Annotated in this window: 16 protein-coding genes and 2 pseudogenes; all 18 read left to right on the forward strand. The window is 37.6% G+C overall.

Annotated features, from left to right (window positions below; all coding sequences use genetic code 11):
- Positions 1 to 156 precede the first annotated feature (156 nt).
- Complete coding sequence (locus tag ANG_RS04505; protein ID WP_020999576.1) at positions 157 to 1,116, forward strand: CPBP family intramembrane glutamic endopeptidase; 960 nt, start codon at positions 157 to 159, stop codon at positions 1,114 to 1,116.
- 90 nt (positions 1,117 to 1,206) lie between these two features.
- On the forward strand, positions 1,207 to 3,195 hold the full coding sequence (gene uvrB, locus ANG_RS04510) for an excinuclease ABC subunit UvrB (RefSeq protein ID WP_003035610.1): 1,989 nt from the start codon (positions 1,207 to 1,209) through the stop codon (positions 3,193 to 3,195).
- 30 nt (positions 3,196 to 3,225) lie between these two features.
- Positions 3,226 to 3,771: pseudogene (locus ANG_RS04515) on the forward strand (DUF1697 domain-containing protein).
- Positions 3,772 to 3,900: 129 nt separating this feature from the next.
- Positions 3,901 to 4,644, forward strand: a complete 744-nt coding sequence (locus ANG_RS04520) for an ABC transporter ATP-binding protein (RefSeq protein ID WP_003035673.1) — start codon at positions 3,901 to 3,903, stop codon at positions 4,642 to 4,644.
- Positions 4,634 to 6,256: a hypothetical protein gene (locus ANG_RS04525; protein ID WP_003035628.1), complete on the forward strand. Its 1,623-nt coding sequence runs from the start codon at positions 4,634 to 4,636 to the stop codon at positions 6,254 to 6,256. The genes ANG_RS04520 and ANG_RS04525 overlap by 11 nt, the downstream gene beginning before the upstream one ends.
- Positions 6,257 to 6,398: 142 nt before the next feature.
- Entirely contained in the window at positions 6,399 to 7,529 is a 1,131-nt protein-coding gene (hemW, locus tag ANG_RS04530) for a radical SAM family heme chaperone HemW (protein WP_003035604.1), read from the forward strand.
- Between the two features lie 3 nt (positions 7,530 to 7,532).
- On the forward strand, positions 7,533 to 8,264 hold the full coding sequence (locus ANG_RS04535; RefSeq protein WP_003035626.1) for an acyl-[acyl-carrier-protein] thioesterase: 732 nt from the start codon (positions 7,533 to 7,535) through the stop codon (positions 8,262 to 8,264).
- Between the two features lie 22 nt (positions 8,265 to 8,286).
- Positions 8,287 to 9,060, forward strand: coding sequence for a TIGR01457 family HAD-type hydrolase (locus tag ANG_RS04540; RefSeq protein ID WP_003035630.1), 774 nt, complete (start codon positions 8,287 to 8,289; stop codon positions 9,058 to 9,060).
- Positions 9,050 to 9,688 carry a TIGR01906 family membrane protein gene (locus ANG_RS04545; protein ID WP_003035670.1) on the forward strand — a complete coding sequence of 213 codons (639 nt, stop codon included), beginning with the start codon at positions 9,050 to 9,052 and terminating at the stop codon, positions 9,686 to 9,688. Before ANG_RS04540 ends, ANG_RS04545 begins: the two co-directional genes overlap by 11 nt.
- Positions 9,688 to 10,639 (forward strand): annotated as a pseudogene (locus tag ANG_RS11620) (lysostaphin resistance A-like protein). The gene ANG_RS04545 and the pseudogene ANG_RS11620 overlap by 1 nt, the downstream one beginning before the upstream one ends.
- A gap of 78 nt (positions 10,640 to 10,717) precedes the next feature.
- The gene (gene ndk, locus ANG_RS04555; RefSeq protein ID WP_003035659.1) at positions 10,718 to 11,140 is read left to right on the forward strand and encodes a nucleoside-diphosphate kinase; all 423 of its coding nucleotides are present in this window, start codon (positions 10,718 to 10,720) and stop codon (positions 11,138 to 11,140) included.
- A gap of 151 nt (positions 11,141 to 11,291) precedes the next feature.
- Positions 11,292 to 12,182, forward strand: coding sequence for an RNase adapter RapZ (gene rapZ, locus ANG_RS04560; protein WP_003035683.1), 891 nt, complete (start codon positions 11,292 to 11,294; stop codon positions 12,180 to 12,182).
- Complete coding sequence (locus tag ANG_RS04565) at positions 12,179 to 13,156, forward strand: YvcK family protein (protein ID WP_003035601.1); 978 nt, start codon at positions 12,179 to 12,181, stop codon at positions 13,154 to 13,156. The genes rapZ and ANG_RS04565 overlap by 4 nt, the downstream gene beginning before the upstream one ends.
- Positions 13,153 to 14,064 carry a DNA-binding protein WhiA gene (whiA, locus tag ANG_RS04570; protein WP_025271703.1) on the forward strand — a complete coding sequence of 304 codons (912 nt, stop codon included), beginning with the start codon at positions 13,153 to 13,155 and terminating at the stop codon, positions 14,062 to 14,064. The genes ANG_RS04565 and whiA overlap by 4 nt, the downstream gene beginning before the upstream one ends.
- A 216-nt stretch (positions 14,065 to 14,280) precedes the next feature.
- Positions 14,281 to 16,776, forward strand: coding sequence for a pneumococcal-type histidine triad protein (locus tag ANG_RS04575; RefSeq protein WP_025271704.1), 2,496 nt, complete (start codon positions 14,281 to 14,283; stop codon positions 16,774 to 16,776).
- 261 nt (positions 16,777 to 17,037) lie between these two features.
- Positions 17,038 to 17,556 (forward strand): restriction endonuclease subunit M, encoded by a 519-nt coding sequence (locus ANG_RS04580; protein WP_025271705.1) that lies wholly within the window; start codon positions 17,038 to 17,040, stop codon positions 17,554 to 17,556.
- Positions 17,540 to 17,764: a hypothetical protein gene (locus ANG_RS04585; protein ID WP_025271706.1), complete on the forward strand. Its 225-nt coding sequence runs from the start codon at positions 17,540 to 17,542 to the stop codon at positions 17,762 to 17,764. Before ANG_RS04580 ends, ANG_RS04585 begins: the two co-directional genes overlap by 17 nt.
- A gap of 19 nt (positions 17,765 to 17,783) precedes the next feature.
- Positions 17,784 to 18,029 (forward strand): hypothetical protein, encoded by a 246-nt coding sequence (locus ANG_RS04590; protein ID WP_025271707.1) that lies wholly within the window; start codon positions 17,784 to 17,786, stop codon positions 18,027 to 18,029.
- The last annotated feature ends 19 nt before the right edge of the window (positions 18,030 to 18,048 follow it).

The following is an 18,048-nucleotide window of genomic DNA, read 5'->3' on the forward strand; positions in this document are numbered from 1 at the left end:
CTTTAAAGAATATTTTTAAATTATACCAGAAATATCTTCGAAAGGCAAATATTTCACATTTTTATGTTATATTTTATAACATGGACGAAAATTTCTTTTTTGATTTGCGTAAAATAAATATGATATAATAATAATAAAAAATAGAAAGGAAATTTTATGTTTAAATCTCGTATGCTTGATAATGTGAAACAGTCCCGTTACATTCCGCCTATTTGGTTGGCCGTTATCCTCTCGATTGTTTTTGTTTATGGAGGTGAAATTGTCGGTGGGCTTGCATTGGTTCCAATTTCGATACTGCTGGGTCTTGTGCTTGGCCTTGTTCATTCTGGGTCAGGCTTTGTAATGATACAAGAACTGATATCGCATTGTATGATTTTCATTCAACTCTTCCTCTTTTTCTTTATTTCTTTAGCTCTCTTTCTTTGGGTGAAATGCGTTGAAAAAAGACCTTTTTCAAGTCTTGGTTTTTTTAAGGAAAATTGGTTTAAAGAACTAGCAAAAGGATTTTTGATTGGATCGGCACAGTTTTCTCTCATAGTTGTCTTACTTTTGGTGACAGGTGTAAGTAGGTTAGAACTCAAACATCTTAGTTTGGAGCCCTTTCTCTTTATTATCGCCCTGATTCCGTTTTGGATTTTACAAGGCGGAACAGAAGAATTGGTGACGCGTGGTTGGCTATTTCCTACGGTTACTGCCAAGTCAAATATTTTGGTCGGTATCTTAATTTCTGCTGGTCTATTTGGTGCTCTCCATTTATTAAATCCCGGTGTAACGCTTCTTTCGATTATCAACATTATTCTTGATGGTATTTTCGCTTGTTTTTACATGCTAAAAACGGACAATATGTGGGGTCTGGCTGGTATCCACGGGGCTTGGAATTTTGTTCAAGGTAATATTTATGGTATTCAGGTCAGCGGTCAGGGAGCAGAAGCTTCCGTCTTTGCCTATAATACGAAATCTAGTGTTGATTGGCTTTCGGGTGGGGCTTTTGGAGCAGAAGGTTCTATTTTTACCAGTCTGGTGTTAATTCTCAGTATTGCCTATCTGTATTGGTCTCTTAAAAAAGAAGATAAATTACCAGCAGTATTGCAATTTAGAAAGTCACATCTCACTTAGTGTTACTAGGTGAGATTCTTTATATCCTAAGTCAGTGATATTTTAAGAATTGTGATAAAATAAGAGAAGATTGTATAGAGGAAAAGAATAATGATAAATAGAATTACGGACAATAAATTTAAATTAGTTTCCAAGTATGAGCCTTCAGGAGATCAACCACAGGCGATTGAGCAATTAGTGGATAATATAGAGGGTGGTGAGAAAGCTCAGATTCTCATGGGAGCGACAGGAACTGGGAAGACCTACACTATGAGTCAGGTCATCCAAAAGGTCAATAAACCGACCCTAGTTATCGCTCATAATAAAACCCTGGCTGGTCAGCTCTATGGTGAATTTAAGGAGTTTTTTCCTGACAATGCGGTAGAGTATTTTGTGTCTTACTATGACTATTACCAACCGGAAGCCTATGTGCCTTCTAGTGATACCTATATTGAGAAGGACAGCTCGGTCAATGATGAGATTGACAAACTTCGTCACTCAGCAACCTCGGCTCTCTTGGAGCGCAACGATGTGATTGTTGTGGCATCAGTCAGCTGCATTTATGGTTTGGGCTCGCCTAAGGAATACTCCGATAGCGTGGTCAGTCTGCGACCTGGTTTAGAGATTTCACGGGATCAACTTCTCAATGATTTGGTTGATATTCAATTTGAGCGCAATGATATTGACTTTCAGCGGGGAAAATTTCGTGTGCGTGGCGATGTTGTGGAAATCTTCCCAGCTTCTCGCGATGAACATGCCTTTCGGGTGGAATTTTTCGGTGATGAAATTGACCGCATTCGAGAAGTGGAAGCATTGACAGGTCAAGTGTTGGGCGAAGTAGACCATTTAGCTATTTTTCCTGCCACTCACTTTATGACCAATGACGAAAATATGGAAATTGCCATTGGTAAAATTCAATCAGAATTAGAAGATCAGCTAGCCTTTTTTGAAAGAGAAGGGAAGCTTTTAGAAGCTCAGCGGTTGAAGCAAAGAACGGACTATGATATTGAAATGCTGCGCGAAATGGGCTACACGAATGGTGTAGAGAATTATTCTCGCCACATGGACGGACGGAGTGAAGGTGAGCCACCTTACACTTTATTAGATTTCTTTCCTGATGATTTTTTAATCATGGTAGACGAAAGTCACATGACTATGGGGCAAATCAAAGGTATGTATAATGGTGACCGTTCTCGGAAAGAAATGTTGGTTAATTATGGATTTCGCTTACCTTCTGCCTTGGATAACCGTCCGTTGCGTCGGGAAGAATTTGAAAGTCATGTGCACCAGATTGTCTATGTATCTGCGACACCGGGCGACTATGAGCGGGAGCAAACGGATACGGTGATTGAGCAAATTATTCGACCAACTGGACTGCTGGATCCAGAAGTTGAAGTGCGTCCGACTATGGGGCAAATAGATGATCTTTTAGGAGAAATCAATGCGCGTGCAGAGAAGAATGAGCGGACTTTTATCACAACGTTGACTAAAAAGATGGCAGAAGATCTGACGGATTACTTTAAAGAAATGGGTGTTAAGGTCAAATACATGCACTCAGATATCAAGACTTTAGAGCGGACAGAAATTATCCGCGACCTGCGGTTAGGTGTCTTTGATGTTTTAGTCGGAATTAACCTGTTGCGTGAGGGAATTGATGTGCCAGAGGTTAGTCTGGTTGCCATTCTTGATGCAGACAAGGAAGGCTTCCTCCGCAATGAGCGTGGTTTGATCCAAACCATTGGTCGGGCTGCCCGTAATAGTGAAGGCCACGTCATCATGTATGCTGACACGATCACAGATTCCATGCAAAAAGCTATGGATGAAACTGCCCGTCGTCGTCAGATTCAAATGGCTTATAACGAAGAACATGATATTGTACCGCAAACAATCCAGAAAGAAATTCGTGATTTAATCAGTGTGACAAAAGCAGCTCTACCAGACAAGGAAGAAGTGGTAGATATTGAAAGTCTTAACAAGCAGGAACGCAAGGATATGATTAAAAAGCTAGAAGGACAAATGCAAGAAGCTGCTGGTCTTCTGGACTTCGAGCTGGCCGCCCAAATCCGCGATATGATTTTGGAGATTAAGGCGGTGGATTAGAAAGATAAACAAAGCAAAAAGGGAAGAAGAATGCGTTACATTCTCTTACTTCGCGGCATTAATGTCGGTGGGAAAAACAAGGTAGCTATGGCTGATTTGAAGGCCGATTTGGCGGGACTCGGTTTTGAGAACCCTATCTCCTACATCAACAGCGGCAATCTCTTTTTTGACAGTCAGGAGCACGAGAAAAAGATTAGGACGATTTTGACGGCTTATTTCAGTCAATCCTATGACTTTCCAATCCCTTTTGTCCTGCTCAGCTCTGCTATTCTCTAAGAAGAAGTGGCAAAACTGCCTGCTTGGTGGCAGGATGAGGCAGCTTATCGGCGCGATGTCCTCTTTTTCCTGCCAGAGGCTAATCGCGAGCAGATAGAGGTAGAAGCGGGGAGCTGGGCAAATGACAGGGTTCTGCTGCATTTCGGTCAGACAGCCTTCTTTTACAGAAATAGCGACCAGACTGACTATCTCAAGTCCAACTACCACAAGAAGCTACTCAAATCTAACTTTTACAAGTCTTTGACTATTCGTAATGGGAAAACCTTTCAGAAAATTTTGGAGTTGGCAGATACTAGTTAAAGAGGCATTATTTTGTTTTTTTGGAAAACTAATAATAAATTGTTAATGAATATATATGTTTGAATAAAGAGAAAGAATTTTTACTTTTATTTCTATCATGCTGAAAACATTCAATAGATAGGAGAATTTATGATTGATTTTAAGGATGTTACAAAAGTGTACGATGACAAGATAGCGTTGAATCATCTGAATTTAACGCTTCAGAGTGGAGAAATTGTAGGATTAATTGGACACAATGGTGCTGGAAAATCAACAACGATCAAATCATTGGTTAGTGTGATTAATCCAACGCATGGTCAGATTTTTGTGGATGGCAAGGAATTAGCAGCTAATCGGTTGGAAATCAAGAAAAAAATTGGTTATGTAGCTGATTCGCCGGACTTGTTTTTACGCCTGACGGCAAATGAATTCTGGGAATTGGTTGGAACTTCTTATGATATGAGTCCTTCAGATTATGAGAAACGTTTAACGGAGCTACTGGAATTATTTGATTTTACAGCTCATCGCTATGAAGTTATTGAATCGTTTTCACATGGAATGCGACAAAAAGTGTTTGTCATTGGTGCTCTTTTGTCTGATCCAGATATCTGGGTGTTGGATGAGCCTTTAACTGGTTTGGATCCGCAGGCGGCTTTTGACCTCAAACAAATGATGCGAGAGCATGCAGACAAAGGAAATACTGTTTTGTTCTCAACACATGTTTTAGAAGTGGCAGAGCAATTGTGTGACCGTATTGCCATTCTCAAAAAGGGAGAATTGTTGTTTTACGGTACGATTGAGGAATTGAAAGGTCAACATCCTGAAAAATCATTAGAAAGTATTTACCTCAGTTTGGCTGGCCGTAGAGAAGAGGTGAGTCCTGATGCGTCTTAAAGCGATTCGCTCCCTCATTCATGCAAATATCATTTATACGACGCAATCAACTAGGCTTTCTAGTTATCGTAAAAAACAGCAAAAAAATCCAAAGAAAAAAGGAAATGTTGCTAGAAATCTAGTAATGAACTACCTCTACGTTGGAATTTTGTATGCTTGTATATTTGGTGTACAGGGTGCTTTTTTACCGCTTGCTCAGAATCCAGGGCTGTTTTCGAATTTTGTCAGCGTCTTTTATCTATTCATCTTTGCACAGGGATTTCTTTCCTTTTACAATGTTTTTTATGAAAGTAAAGACTTGCAAGCTTACCGACCTTATGCCTTTAGTGAGAGCGAAATTATGGTTGGGAAAGGATTTTCTGTTCTTTTAACTACTTTAATGGGAGTGTTTCCCATTGTTATTTACTTTATTGGTTTGCAAATGCAATCAGGTCAACCAATCTGGCTTGCAATCCCTATTCTGCTTATTTCGTTAGGAGTACTATTTTCGACACTTATTTTCCTTCTTTTGGTTGGTGTTCATTTTATTACGAAAACAACTATTTTTAGGAAATATAAAAAGCTTGCCTCTAATATTTTACTGGCTCTTGCTACAATAATGGCTTTTGGTGCGATTTTATTGGTGAATTTGCAAAATAACTCTAACGTTAAAAACGCAATATTGCAAGATCAACCTGCTTATTTTCCGCCAATGACGATTTTTCATGCTTTCAGTATGCAACCTTTTGCTTTGAATTCCTTGCTGGGAATGGGAGCTTGGGTAGTCGTAGCTGTTATATTATTTATAATTGTTAAGCGAAAGGTTTTACCAGAATTTTATGAAGCTGCAATGACTACAACAGCAACGGTCAATAGACAAAAACGAACGAAAATTTTCAAGATGAATGGACTTAGGAACTTTTCGCAGTTTGTGTTGCGCTATCAATTAAACCTAATCAGTGATGGCTCTGTCTTATTACAAACTCTTTTGATGCCTAGTGTATTACCTTACTTTATTCTAATTCCGTTAATGGCTAGTTTTATGCAGTATCGTGAAATGATTTCTCCTTATTTGACAACCAGATTTGCTTTTCCATTGATGCTGATAGCAACATTTGTAGCAAGTTTAAATACGGGTGGAGCAAATTTAACAGGAATTGGCATTTCACTTGAACGTGAAAATTATGATTATTTGAAAGTATTACCCTTTGACATGGCACGTTATCTTAAACTTAAGTTTTGGAATTTATTTGTCATTCAATCCATTTTGCCATTCATTTTGTTAGCAATCTTTTCATTTGTGGTTGGTGTACAACCTATTGCTATTCTATTGATGCTAATCGCTTGGTTATTGACTTGTCTAGCATGGAGTGCTTGGGGATATCATCGTGATAAACGCCTACAAGTTACTAACTGGTCGAATGTGACGGAATTATTTAATCGTGAAAATAATTCACTAAAGATGATTTTGGGCATTGTTGCTATGATTATTTACATAATCATTATTGCAGTGAGCGCTTATTTCATTTTGGTATCACCAGATTTAGTGGGCTATTTGTTAGCGGGTACTTTTCTGATTGCTCTTGCAATGATGGCATTTTTACTGACAAATCATTATTTGAAAAAAGTTTAAGCTGAAGTAGAAAATTAAGCTGAAAGTTTTTGAATACTTACTATGTTTTTATTGCTTAGCAAGAATATATTGATAAGAGTCTATAAATTTTTATGTGCGCTTTGAAACATCTATATACTAAATTTATGCTATAATAAATACTATGTACACCAAACCAACTTCTGCTTATGTACACATTCCATTTTGTACTCAAATTTGTTATTATTGTGACTTTTCTAAGGTTTTTATCAAAAATCAGCCAGTTGACGCCTACTTAGAGCACTTGCTTCAAGAATATGCTTCTTATGATATAAAGCATTTACAGACGCTCTATATTGGCGGTGGGACACCGACAGCTCTTTCAGCGCAGCAGATGGAGTTTCTGTTAGCAGAGCTGACGAAAAGTTTGGATTTATCATGTTTAGAAGAGTTGACGATTGAGACCAATCCAGGTGATTTGGATCCAGATAAGATTGCTGTTTTAAAAGATTCGGCTGTTAATCGAGTATCTCTAGGTGTGCAAACTTTTGATAATCGTATGCTCAAGCAAATTGGGCGCAGCCATTTAGAGAAAGATATTTATGAAAATATCACCAATCTGAAGCAAGCTGGGTTTGACAATATCTCTATTGACTTGATCTACGCATTACCCAAGCAGACCATGGACAACGTACGGGAAAATGTAGCCAAGGCTATTGCACTAGACATCCCTCATATGAGTCTTTATAGCTTAATTCTAGAGAATCACACGGTCTTTATGAACCGGATGCGGCGAGGAAAGCTGCCTTTACCGAAAGAAGACTTGGAAGCAGAGATGTTTGAGTACATCATTGAGGAGTTGGAAAAAGCTGGGTTTGAACACTATGAGATTTCCAACTTTTCTAAGCCAGGCTTTGAGAGTCGACATAATCTTATGTACTGGGACAATGCGGAATATTTTGGTGTTGGAGCTGGAGCATCTGGTTATGTCAATGGAGTTCGCTACAAGAATCATGGTCCCATCCGTCATTACTTAGAGGCAGTCGAAAAAGGTAATGCCCGTGTGAGTGAGGAACACCTTAGCAAGCAAGAGATGATGGAAGAAGAAATGTTTCTGGGCTTGCGCAAAAAGTCAGGTGTTTCTAAAAAGCGTTTTGAAGAAAAATTTGGTATTTCTTTTGAGCAGCAGTATGGTCATGTAGTAACAGAATTGACTGAGCAAGGACTCTTAGTTCCTGATAAAGAAATCGTCCGTATGACTAAAAAGGGTCTTTTTTTAGGTGATACGGTCGCAGAGAAATTTATATTGGAGTAAATTATGGGTTTAACTTATCAAATGAAAATGAAAATTCCGTTTGACATGGCGGATATGAACGGTCATATCAAGTTGCCTGATGTCATTTTGCTGTCCTTACAGGTATCAGGTTTGCAGTCTATTGACTTGGGGATTAGCGACAAGGATATGCTGGAGAGATGCAATTTGGTCTGGATTATTACTGACTATGATATTGATGTGGTACGGCTGCCTAAATTTGGTGAAGAAATGACGATTGAAACAGAAGCACTTTCCTATAATCGTCTCTTTTGTTATCGTCGTTTTACCGTTTTTGATGAAAATGATGTTGCTGTGATTGAAATGATGGCTACCTTTGTCCTTATGGACAGAGACAGTCGAAAAGTGCACGCTGTAGAGCCAAAGATTGTTGCGCCTTACGAGGCAGAATTTTCTAAAAAGTTGATTCGTGGACCAAAATATCCAGAACTGAAAGATTCGATCAGTAAAGATTATCATGTTCGGTTTTATGATTTAGACATGAATGGTCATGTCAACAACAGCAAGTATCTGGACTGGATTTTTGAAGTTGTGGGTGCTGATTTTCTCATGAAACACGTTCCCAAAAAAGTTCACCTCAAGTATGTCAAGGAAGTGCGACCTGGTGGGCAGATTACCTCTAGCTATGATTTGAATGGATTAGAGAGCAATCATCAGATTTCCAGCGATGGTGATACCAATGCACAAGCTATGGTAACTTGGCAAGAAATTTCATAAGAGAAACAATAGAAAGAGAAGTATGACCTACAAAGGATATTTAATTGATTTAGACGGAACGATTTATAAAGGAAAAGACCGAATCCCAGCGGGAGAAGCTTTTGTCCATGAATTACAGCGTCGCAACATTCCATATTTATTTGTGACAAATAATACGACACGTACTCCTGAGACTGTTCAAGCTATGTTGGCTGAACAATTCAATGTTGAAACGCCGATTGAAACGATTTATACAGCGACTTTAGCAACGGTTGACTACTTAAATGATAAAAATCTAGGCAAGAAAGTCTATGTTATCGGTGATGTCGGACTTAAGCAAGCCATTGCAGAAGCTGGCTATATCGAAGATACTGATAACCCAGATTATGTGGTTGTTGGATTAGACTGGGAAGTGGACTATGAAAAATTGTCAATTGCTACTTTAGCTATTCAAAAAGGAGCTCATTTCGTAGGAACCAATCCAGATCTTAATATTCCAACGGAGCGCGGTCTCATGCCTGGAGCAGGATCGATTATTACTCTCATTGAAGTAGCAACTCGTGTGAAACCTGTTTATATCGGGAAGCCAAATGCAATTATCATGGAAAAGGCGGTTGAGCATCTAGGACTACCGCGGCAAGAAGTGATAATGGTTGGGGATAATTACCTGACGGACATTCGGGCTGGGATTGACAACGATATCCCTACACTTCTGGTGACAACTGGCTTTACGAAACCAGAAGAAGTGCCAGACTTGCCAATCCAACCAGATTATGTACTTTCTAGCCTAGCGGAGTGGGATTTCGATGCGCATTAAACTGACCTTTTGGCTGAGTATGCTCTGCTTTTTAGCAGTAGCTATTTTGTTGACCATTTATCTGACTTGGCTGTTTTATCCTTTGGAAATTTCTTGGTTGCATTTAGAAAATCAAGTTTACCTCAAATCTGCAATCATTCAGCACAATTTCAATATTTTGATGAATTACCTAACCAATCCATTTCAGCAAAAGCTCTCCATGCCTAATTTTCGCTCATCAGCAGCAGGTCTGCACCATTTTCAAGTCGTGAAATATCTTTTTCATCTGGCGCAAGTTGCTTTTCTAGTAACCTTACCAGCGGTTTGTTTGTTTGTAAAAAACATTATAAAAAAAAGATACCTATCTGTCTTTTCAAAGGCGATTTTAGCTATTATTTGGTTGCCTATTGTAATTGCTGGTGTGGCGCTGGGGATTGGCTTTGATGCATTTTTCACTCTCTTTCACCAGATTTTATTTGTTGGGGATAAAACTTGGTTATTTGACCCTGCTAAAGATCCTGTCATTTGGATATTACCAGAAGAATTTTTCCTCCACGCCTTTCTTTTGTTTTTTGTTCTTTATGAAGGCTTTGCTGTGGGGTTATACTTGTGGAGTCGAAAAAGCTATTTGAAGAAGGAGGAAAATTGATGCCAGTCAATCAGCAAGTGCGAAAAGATGTTAGTTTATTTTCTGCTTTGTGTCTGATTTATGTTTTCGTCATGACAATGATTAGCTTAATCTATCAGACGATTGTAACCTTGTTTCAAGCGATTCGTTATCCCGGAAATCTTGAGAGAATCCAAAAAGCAACGGAAAGTTTTATGTCACGCGATGGCAGCTATTATCTAATTGCTGTTTGTGCAGGAGTATTTATCTTTTGGTTGTATCGGGACGGAAAATTATTTAAGTCTGATTTACGAACGCAGAAAAGGGTCATGACGCCAAAAACGTTTGGAATAGTCCTATCATTCTTACTTCTGGGTCAATTAGGTTTTGTACTCTTTAATCAAATATTTGAAGCAGTGTTGAATATCTTTGGATTTAGCTTATTTAAAGCCATTGAATCAGCTTCCGCAGGCTCAGATAGTGTAACGATGTTTTTGTATGCAGGTTTTTTTCGGTCCTGTTTCAGAAGAATTGATTTTTCGCGGGGCAGGCTTACGAACATTTGAAAGATATGGAAAAGTTTTTGCGATTCTGATGTCTTCCCTCATATTTGGTTTATTTCATGGAAATATCCCGCAGTTCTTTTTTGCAACTTTTGTTGGAATTATCTTCTCTTATGTGACCTTGGAGTATTCAATTCTCTGGGCAATGGTTTTCCACGTTTTTAATAACTTGGTCATCGGAGATGGTTTAACTTATTTGTATTCGTTTTTGCCAGACGATATAGGTGGTCTCTTACACTTATTTATCCTGCTAGTCGGTGCAAGTGTCGCAGTAATTTTCCTGTTTAAAAACAAAACAGACATAAAAATGTATGTACAAGAAAATCGTTCATTTTCAGGAACCTATAGGCAAGCTTTTCGCTCTGTTTGGTTCTGGATTTTTGCAATCTTCATGTTCTTAACATCTTTGACCTTGATAAGTCATTTGTGAAAGAAGATTTTTGAAAGGACTTTCAACTTTCTTTCATTTATGATAAAATAAAGGTAACAAAAGAGGAGCGTGTCAATCATGGAACAAACATTTTTTATTATAAAACCAGACGGCGTAAAACGTGGCTTGGTTGGAGAAGTACTGAAGCGCGTAGAACAACGTGGTTATAAAATCGAACGTTTGGAAATGAGAACCAATATTTCAAATGAGTTAATTGATCAGCATTATGAAGCTCTGTTAACGAAAGATTTTTATCCTTCAATCCGTGATTATATGACAAGCGGACCTGTGATTATCGGTGTTTTATCGGGAAGCCAAGTAATTTCAGGTTGGCGTCACATGATGGGTGCTACTCGTCCGGAAGAAGCTCTACCGGGAACTATTCGCGGAGATTTTGCACAAGCAGCTGAAGCTGGTGAAACGATTCGAAATGTTGTTCATGGTTCAGATTCTGAAGAATCTGCCAAACGGGAAATTGCGCTTTGGTTTGGTAATCATTAAAACATAGTAGTATAAATTCGAGAGAGTACAGATAGCGATTGCTTTTGTTCTCTCTTTTTTACTATCCGAATTGTACTGGGTGTGTTATAATAAAAAGGAATTGGAAATATTTTAACATGCTGAAAATTGATTGTTTTATCAAGGAGGAGATATGTCAGACAAACAAATTCATTTGGTTATCGTGACGGGAATGAGTGGAGCGGGAAAGACCGTGGCCATCCAGTCTTTTGAAGATTTGGGCTATTTTACGATTGATAATATGCCCCCCACGCTGGTTCCTAAATTTTTGCAGTTAATCGAAACAACGCAAGACAACGACAAGATTGCTATGGTTGTAGATATGCGTAGTCGTTCCTTCTTTTCTGAGATTCAGAAAGTTCTAGATGAGATTGAAAGTAACGCTGGACTTGATTTTAAGATTTTGTTTTTAGATGCGGCAGATACAGAATTAGTTGCACGTTACAAGGAAACGCGGCGTAGCCACCCCTTAGCAGCAGACGGTCGTATTTTAGACGGGATAAAATTAGAGCGGGAATTACTTGCACCATTAAAAAACATGAGCCAAAATGTGGTAGATACGACTGACTTAACACCACGTGCATTACGTAAAACAATTTCTGAGCATTTCTCGGACTCAACAAAACTCCAATCATTTCGCGTTGAAGTGGTAAGTTTCGGCTTTAAATACGGTATCCCGTTGGACGCGGATCTTGTTTTTGATGTGCGTTTTTTACCAAATCCTTATTACCAACCAGAACTCCGCAATCAAACAGGGCTTGATAAAGCAGTTTATGATTATGTCATGAATCATACGGAATCAGAAGAATTTTATCAACATTTAGTGGCACTTATCAAGCCTATTTTGCCGGGTTACAAAAAAGAAGGAAAGTCTGTTTTGACAATTGCTGTCGGTTGTACAGGTGGTCAACACAGAAGTGTCGCTTTTGCCCAACGTTTAGCCGATGATTTGGCTAATGGTTGGACTGTTCATTCGTCTCATCGAGATAAAGACCGTAGAAAGGAAACGGTAAACCGTTCATGAGAAAACCTAAAATTGCTGTTATCGGTGGTGGTACAGGAATTTCTGTGATTTTAGACAGTTTGCGTAAGAAAGATGTAGATATTGCAGCCATTGTAACAGTCGCTGATGACGGAGGAAGTTCAGGTGAATTACGGAAAAACATTCAGCAATTAACACCACCAGGTGATTTACGAAATGTTTTGGTGGCTTTGTCGGATATGCCTCGTTTTTATGAAAAAGTCTTTCAATATCGCTTTGCAGAAGAAGACGGTGCTTTAGCTGGACATCCTCTTGGAAACTTGATTATTGCCGGAATTTCAGAAATGCAGGGTTCGACTTATAATGCTATGCAGCTGTTGACCAAGTTTTTCCACACAACTGGCAAGATTTATCCGTCTTGTGATACACCTTTGACGCTTCATGCAGTATTTACGGATGGAAGTGAGGTGGCTGGAGAAAGTCATTTGGCAGAGCACCAAGGTATGATTGAACGAGTTTATGTCACCAACACCTATAATGACCAAAAACCAACTGCTAGTCGCAAAGTGGTGCAGACAATTTTAGAAAGTGATATGGTAGTTTTAGGACCGGGATCATTGTTTACCTCTATCTTACCCAATATGGTGATAGAAGAAATTGGGCAAGCGCTCTTGGAAACCCAAGCAGAGATTGCTTATGTTTGTAATATTATGACGCAGCGTGGTGAAACCGAGCATTTCACAGATAGTGACCACGTAGCTGTTTTGCATCGTCATCTTGGGAAAGCTTTTATTGACACGGTTTTAGTGAACATTGAGCAAGTTCCTCAAGAATATATGAATTCTAATAAATTTGATGAATATTTAGTGCAAGTTGAACATGATTTTCAAGGCCTGAAAAAACAAGTTCCTCGTGTCATTTCGTCTAATTTTCTTCGCTTGGAAAATGGCGGAGCTTTTCATGACGGTAAGTCTGTGGTAGATGAACTGATGAAGATCATACAGGTGCGTAAATGAGTTTTACTATTAAAGTGAAAGAAGAATTGCTTGGTCTAGGTAGGCAAGACAAAACGGAATTATCTGCAATTATTAAAATGTCAGGGAGCTTAGGAATTGCTAATCAAGGTTTGACATTATCCGTTACAACAGAGAATGCAAAAATTGCTCGCCATATTTATGAATTATTGGCAGCTTTTTATCACGTTAAGTCTGATATTCGCCATCATCAAAAAACAAATCTTCGGAAAAATCGTGTTTACACTGTTTTTTTAAATGAAAGTGTGGAACAAATTTTAGCTGATTTGCACTTGGCAGACTCTTTTTTTGGAATTGAAGCAGGTATTGATCAAGCTATTTTATCAGATGACGAAGCTAACCGAGCTTATTTGCGTGGGGCTTTTCTGTCAAGTGGTAGTATGCGCGATCCAGAGTCAGGAAAATATCAGTTGGAAATCTTGTCGGTTTATTCTGATCATGCCGAAGGGTTAGCAACCTTAATGCGAAAATTTTTGTTGGATGCAAAAATAATTGAGCGTAAAAAAGGAGCGGTGACCTATCTGCAACGAGCTGAAGATATTATGGACTTTTTGATTGTGACTGGTGCTATGAAAGCAATGACTGAATTTGAGTCGGTCAAACTTTTGCGAGAAGCTAGAAATGACCTGAATCGGACAAACAATGCAGAAACGGCTAATATCGCTCGAACAGTGACGGCTAGTATGAAGACCATTCACAATATTGGCAAGATTATTGATACAGTTGGTTTAGAAAGTTTGCCTGTTGATTTACAGGAAGTTGCTTATCTGCGTGTCAACCACCCCGATTATTCTATTCAGCAATTGGCAGATAGTCTTAGTAAGCCTCTGACGAAAAGTGGTGTCAATCATCGTTTGAGAAAAATCAATAAAATTGCAAATGAACTGTGAAAATCAGTATCAATAATCTATATATTATAGATTAAATAAATATAAAAATGTTGTAAAAAAGTATTTGATTAGTAATAGCAAGTCTGATGTTATCGTTTTTCTAGTCAAATGATTCTAACTTTTTTACTTTTTTTATGTTTCCTCTTGCCAACATCCTATTTGTGTGTTATATTTAACTAGTTAAATATAAACCAATTAAATAAATAGGAGACTAATATGAAATACAATAAAAAACTTTTAACATTAGCGGGAATTATTTTAGCTTGTAATCTTTGCTTGACTGCTTGTCATTCGCGTTCGTCTAATCACTCAAATAGTAAGGATAAATTAAAGACTAAACAAAGTGTAAAAAAGAAGAACAAAAGCAGTAAAAAAGGACAAGTTCCTGGTGTAGATAAACCAACTGATGACGGTTTTCTTTTTACTAGTGAATCTCAAATTAAAGCTAGAACAAGCGATGGTTTGATTTTAGATCATGATGGGCATACACATTTTATTTTTTATTCTGATTTAAAAAATAGCAAATGGGCTTATCTGATTCCAAAAGACGGGCAAGCACCTGCTACCTCTCCTCAATTGACAAATCAAACAGGAACTGTGGATGATGGCTATATTTTTAATCCTAAAGATATCGTTTCAGAGGATCAGTATGGTTATGTTGTCCGCCATGGAGACCATTATCATTACATTTGGAAACATTCTTTGGGAAATGGTTATGAAGGCCAACATTATAGTCCAAATCCATCTGGAAATGGTGCAGGACAGATTTCTCAGCCAAATTATACACCGACACCATCTACTCCTCAACATCAGGGGACAGATAAACGTCAGTTTGCGGGGATTGATTTTCCAACGAGTGATGGATTTTTGTTTAACGGCAAGGGAATAACAGGAAAGACACCTGCTGGTTTGTTAGTAGATCATAATGGGCATACACATTTTATTCCTTATGAACAGCTGATTCGCTCACCGTGGGAATCTTTGATTCCAGCAGAATACAAAAAGGATGCTGAAGATGCGTATTACGGTAGAAAAAGACAGACACCACCATCTCCAGCACCTTCTAAAGAAGATGAAGAAATTGCAAAGAAAAAGGCTTATTTGGCTCAGCAATTAGGAATAGATGAAAACTTAATTGAAGTGATTGATACGGAAAAAGGAAAGGCATTCCTCTATCCACATGGCGATCACAAACATTCGACATTGATTAGTGAAATTGATACTAGCAAGCCGTTTGATCCTCACGGTAATCCACATGCTCATGATAAAGTTGGTATGGCAACTTTAAAAGCGTTAGGATTTGATGATGAAATCATTGAAGATATTTTACATGCCACTGCCGACACACCATTTCCTTCAAATGAAACAGATTTGGAAAAAATGAAAGCATGGTTAGCGACTGTCAAATACTTAAATATTGGTCAGCGAAAAGATCCTCTTGAACGCAAAGGTTTGCATCTCATGCCAAATCTTGAAGTTCTTGGTATTGGTTTTACACCTATTAAAAATATTAGACCTGTTTTGCAATTTAAGCACCTAAAGCAACTTTGGATGACAAAAACAGGGGTTACTAACTACGATTTCTTAAAAGAAATGCCAACTTTAGAAGGACTGGATATTTCACAGAATGGTATTTCCGATTTATCTTTCTTGAAGGATTATCCAAATCTTAAAACGGTCGCAGCAGCAGGAAATAATATCAGTAATATTGCACCTTTGGCTCAGCTAAAGAATCTAGAATCATTGAATCTTGATTATAATAACATCTCCGATATTGTTGCGTTAACACATCTATCAAGATTAAAAGCAGTCAGTTTAGAGTATAATCAACTGCAGGATGTATCTGCTTTGAGTCAAAAAGCAGAATTAACCAAGCTATTCTTATCACATAATCCTAACTTGGATATCAATACACTGAAAGCTTCGCACCTCGAAGAATTAACCGTTGACAATTCAAATGTTCGAAGCTTGGACTTTTTGAAGTCAAATCCAAATTTAACCACTCTTAGTATGAATGGTAATCGCTTGACTTCGCTTACAGGTATTGAAGTTGCGAAGAACTTAGTGACATTCTCTGCTAATCAAAACAATATCAATTCTTTAACGATTCAAGGTACTCAAACTTCCTTAAAGAATTTGAGTTTAGGTGAGAACGAACTAAAAAATTTGGAAGGTGTAAATCAGTTTACAGCTTTAGAAAATTTGAATGTTACTAAAAATAAAATCACAACATTATCACTTCAAAAACCAAATACCACAGTTACTTATATCGATGTTAGTTATAATCATATTTCAAAAGAAGAACTTGAATTGAATGAAAAACGAATTCCAAAGGCTTTGGCGAAATATTTCACAGCTGTTCAAGGCGGTAGTATTAACAATAATACCTCTGATGCAAAAGATGAAAAAAATAAGGAGGCTCAAAAGGATAAGCAGCCTAAGGAAGCGGTTGAAAAAGAGAAAGAACATTCGGATAAACCAGCTCCTTCTGTAGAAACTAGCAGTAAGTCAGACAAAAGAGAAACTGATAAGCCGGCTGCATCTTCTGAGGAAGCTTCTAGCAAGCAGAAGGCAGAGTCAAAAGATACGACTAAGCCATCATCGGAAACATCTAAAACTTCCGAAAAAGATAATTCAAAAAATGAGCAAACAAAACTAGCAGAAAAAGAAAGACAAAATGGTTCAACAGCGAATAAAATAGCTGAGAAATAATCTTTATTAACTCCATAAATGAAAAATGCAACTAAGTGGTAAGAGTTTGTAGAATCAGAAAAAAATTCAATATTTATAATGTTTAAGTAACTTAGAGAGTTGATTATTCAACTCTCTTTTTGTTTGTTTAAAACAAGTAGGAAAGGAGAAGTGTTGATGAAATATAAAAATCCCTTATTACTAGTTTTAAGAAATTAAGTCACATTATTTCAGTATTGACTATCCAAATATTTATTAAAGTATGAATGAAGAGTGATAGCTATGGAAAAAAATATTTTTTATGAACAGTTGATAAAGAGTGAACCATTAGGCTTCATTGACCCGTTCGCTGATTTAGGAGAATTTGATCGATTTCAGCTAAAGTTCAAAAGTCCAGTAAGAGAATTAGTAAATAAGTACTCAGGTGAACGCTATAGCCCACAATGGCAAAAGAAAATAGAAGAGATGAGAAGCCTCTACATTCAATATCAGATAAGTATTCGAGAAGATGATACAGAAAATACTTTTGAAACAAAAGTTAGAAAGCAATCTGATAAAGAGAGTTTTGAAGAAGATGCTATAACATACCTTAAACTAGGCTTTCGTTTTGCAGAAATCGAAAAAAAGATGAATCGATCTGCTAAACGACTGCGTAGTCAATGGAAACGTAGTCAATATGTAGAAACTCATCCTGCAGTAATCTATAATAAGCAAGATTTACAAGCTGGTTATGCAAAGTCAAAAAGTTATTTACCAGGAAGTATGAAACTGAAAGGAGAACATAATGAGGATTTTTTATAGTCGAAGTTACCCACCTAAAGGGATAAAAGATAATCGTTCTCAGTTTGAAAAAAATAAAGATAATGATTGGAATATGGTTCATATATACCGTAGTATGCTATCTGCTGGAAGTCCAAATACGACACTCGAACAGGTGCTCGCTTTAGAAAATTGGTTTGAAAAAGTATATGGGATATTGGTAGATGAATATTGTCCTTCTCTTTTCTAGTAAATGAGGAGGAAATTATATGATTTTGTTGTTTATTGTATTGTTTGTTATAGGAGTGTGCATTTCGTTCAGTGGAGCATTTATTATAGCTAAAAATACAGATATCGGATTTGATTTGATTGGTGAGAAAGACTTCTATGTACATCTAACTGCTTTGGGATGGATATTGAGTATCTTTTTAATTATTGTAGGAGGGGGAATGATGTACTTCTCATATATTGAGTTGGCACCATATTTTGTAAGTGTATTTGACTTCAAACTATAACTAGTGAAGGGATATGAGA

The sequence above is a fragment of the Streptococcus anginosus subsp. whileyi MAS624 genome, assembly GCF_000478925.1.
Taxonomy (GTDB): Bacteria; Bacillota; Bacilli; order Lactobacillales; family Streptococcaceae; genus Streptococcus; species Streptococcus whileyi.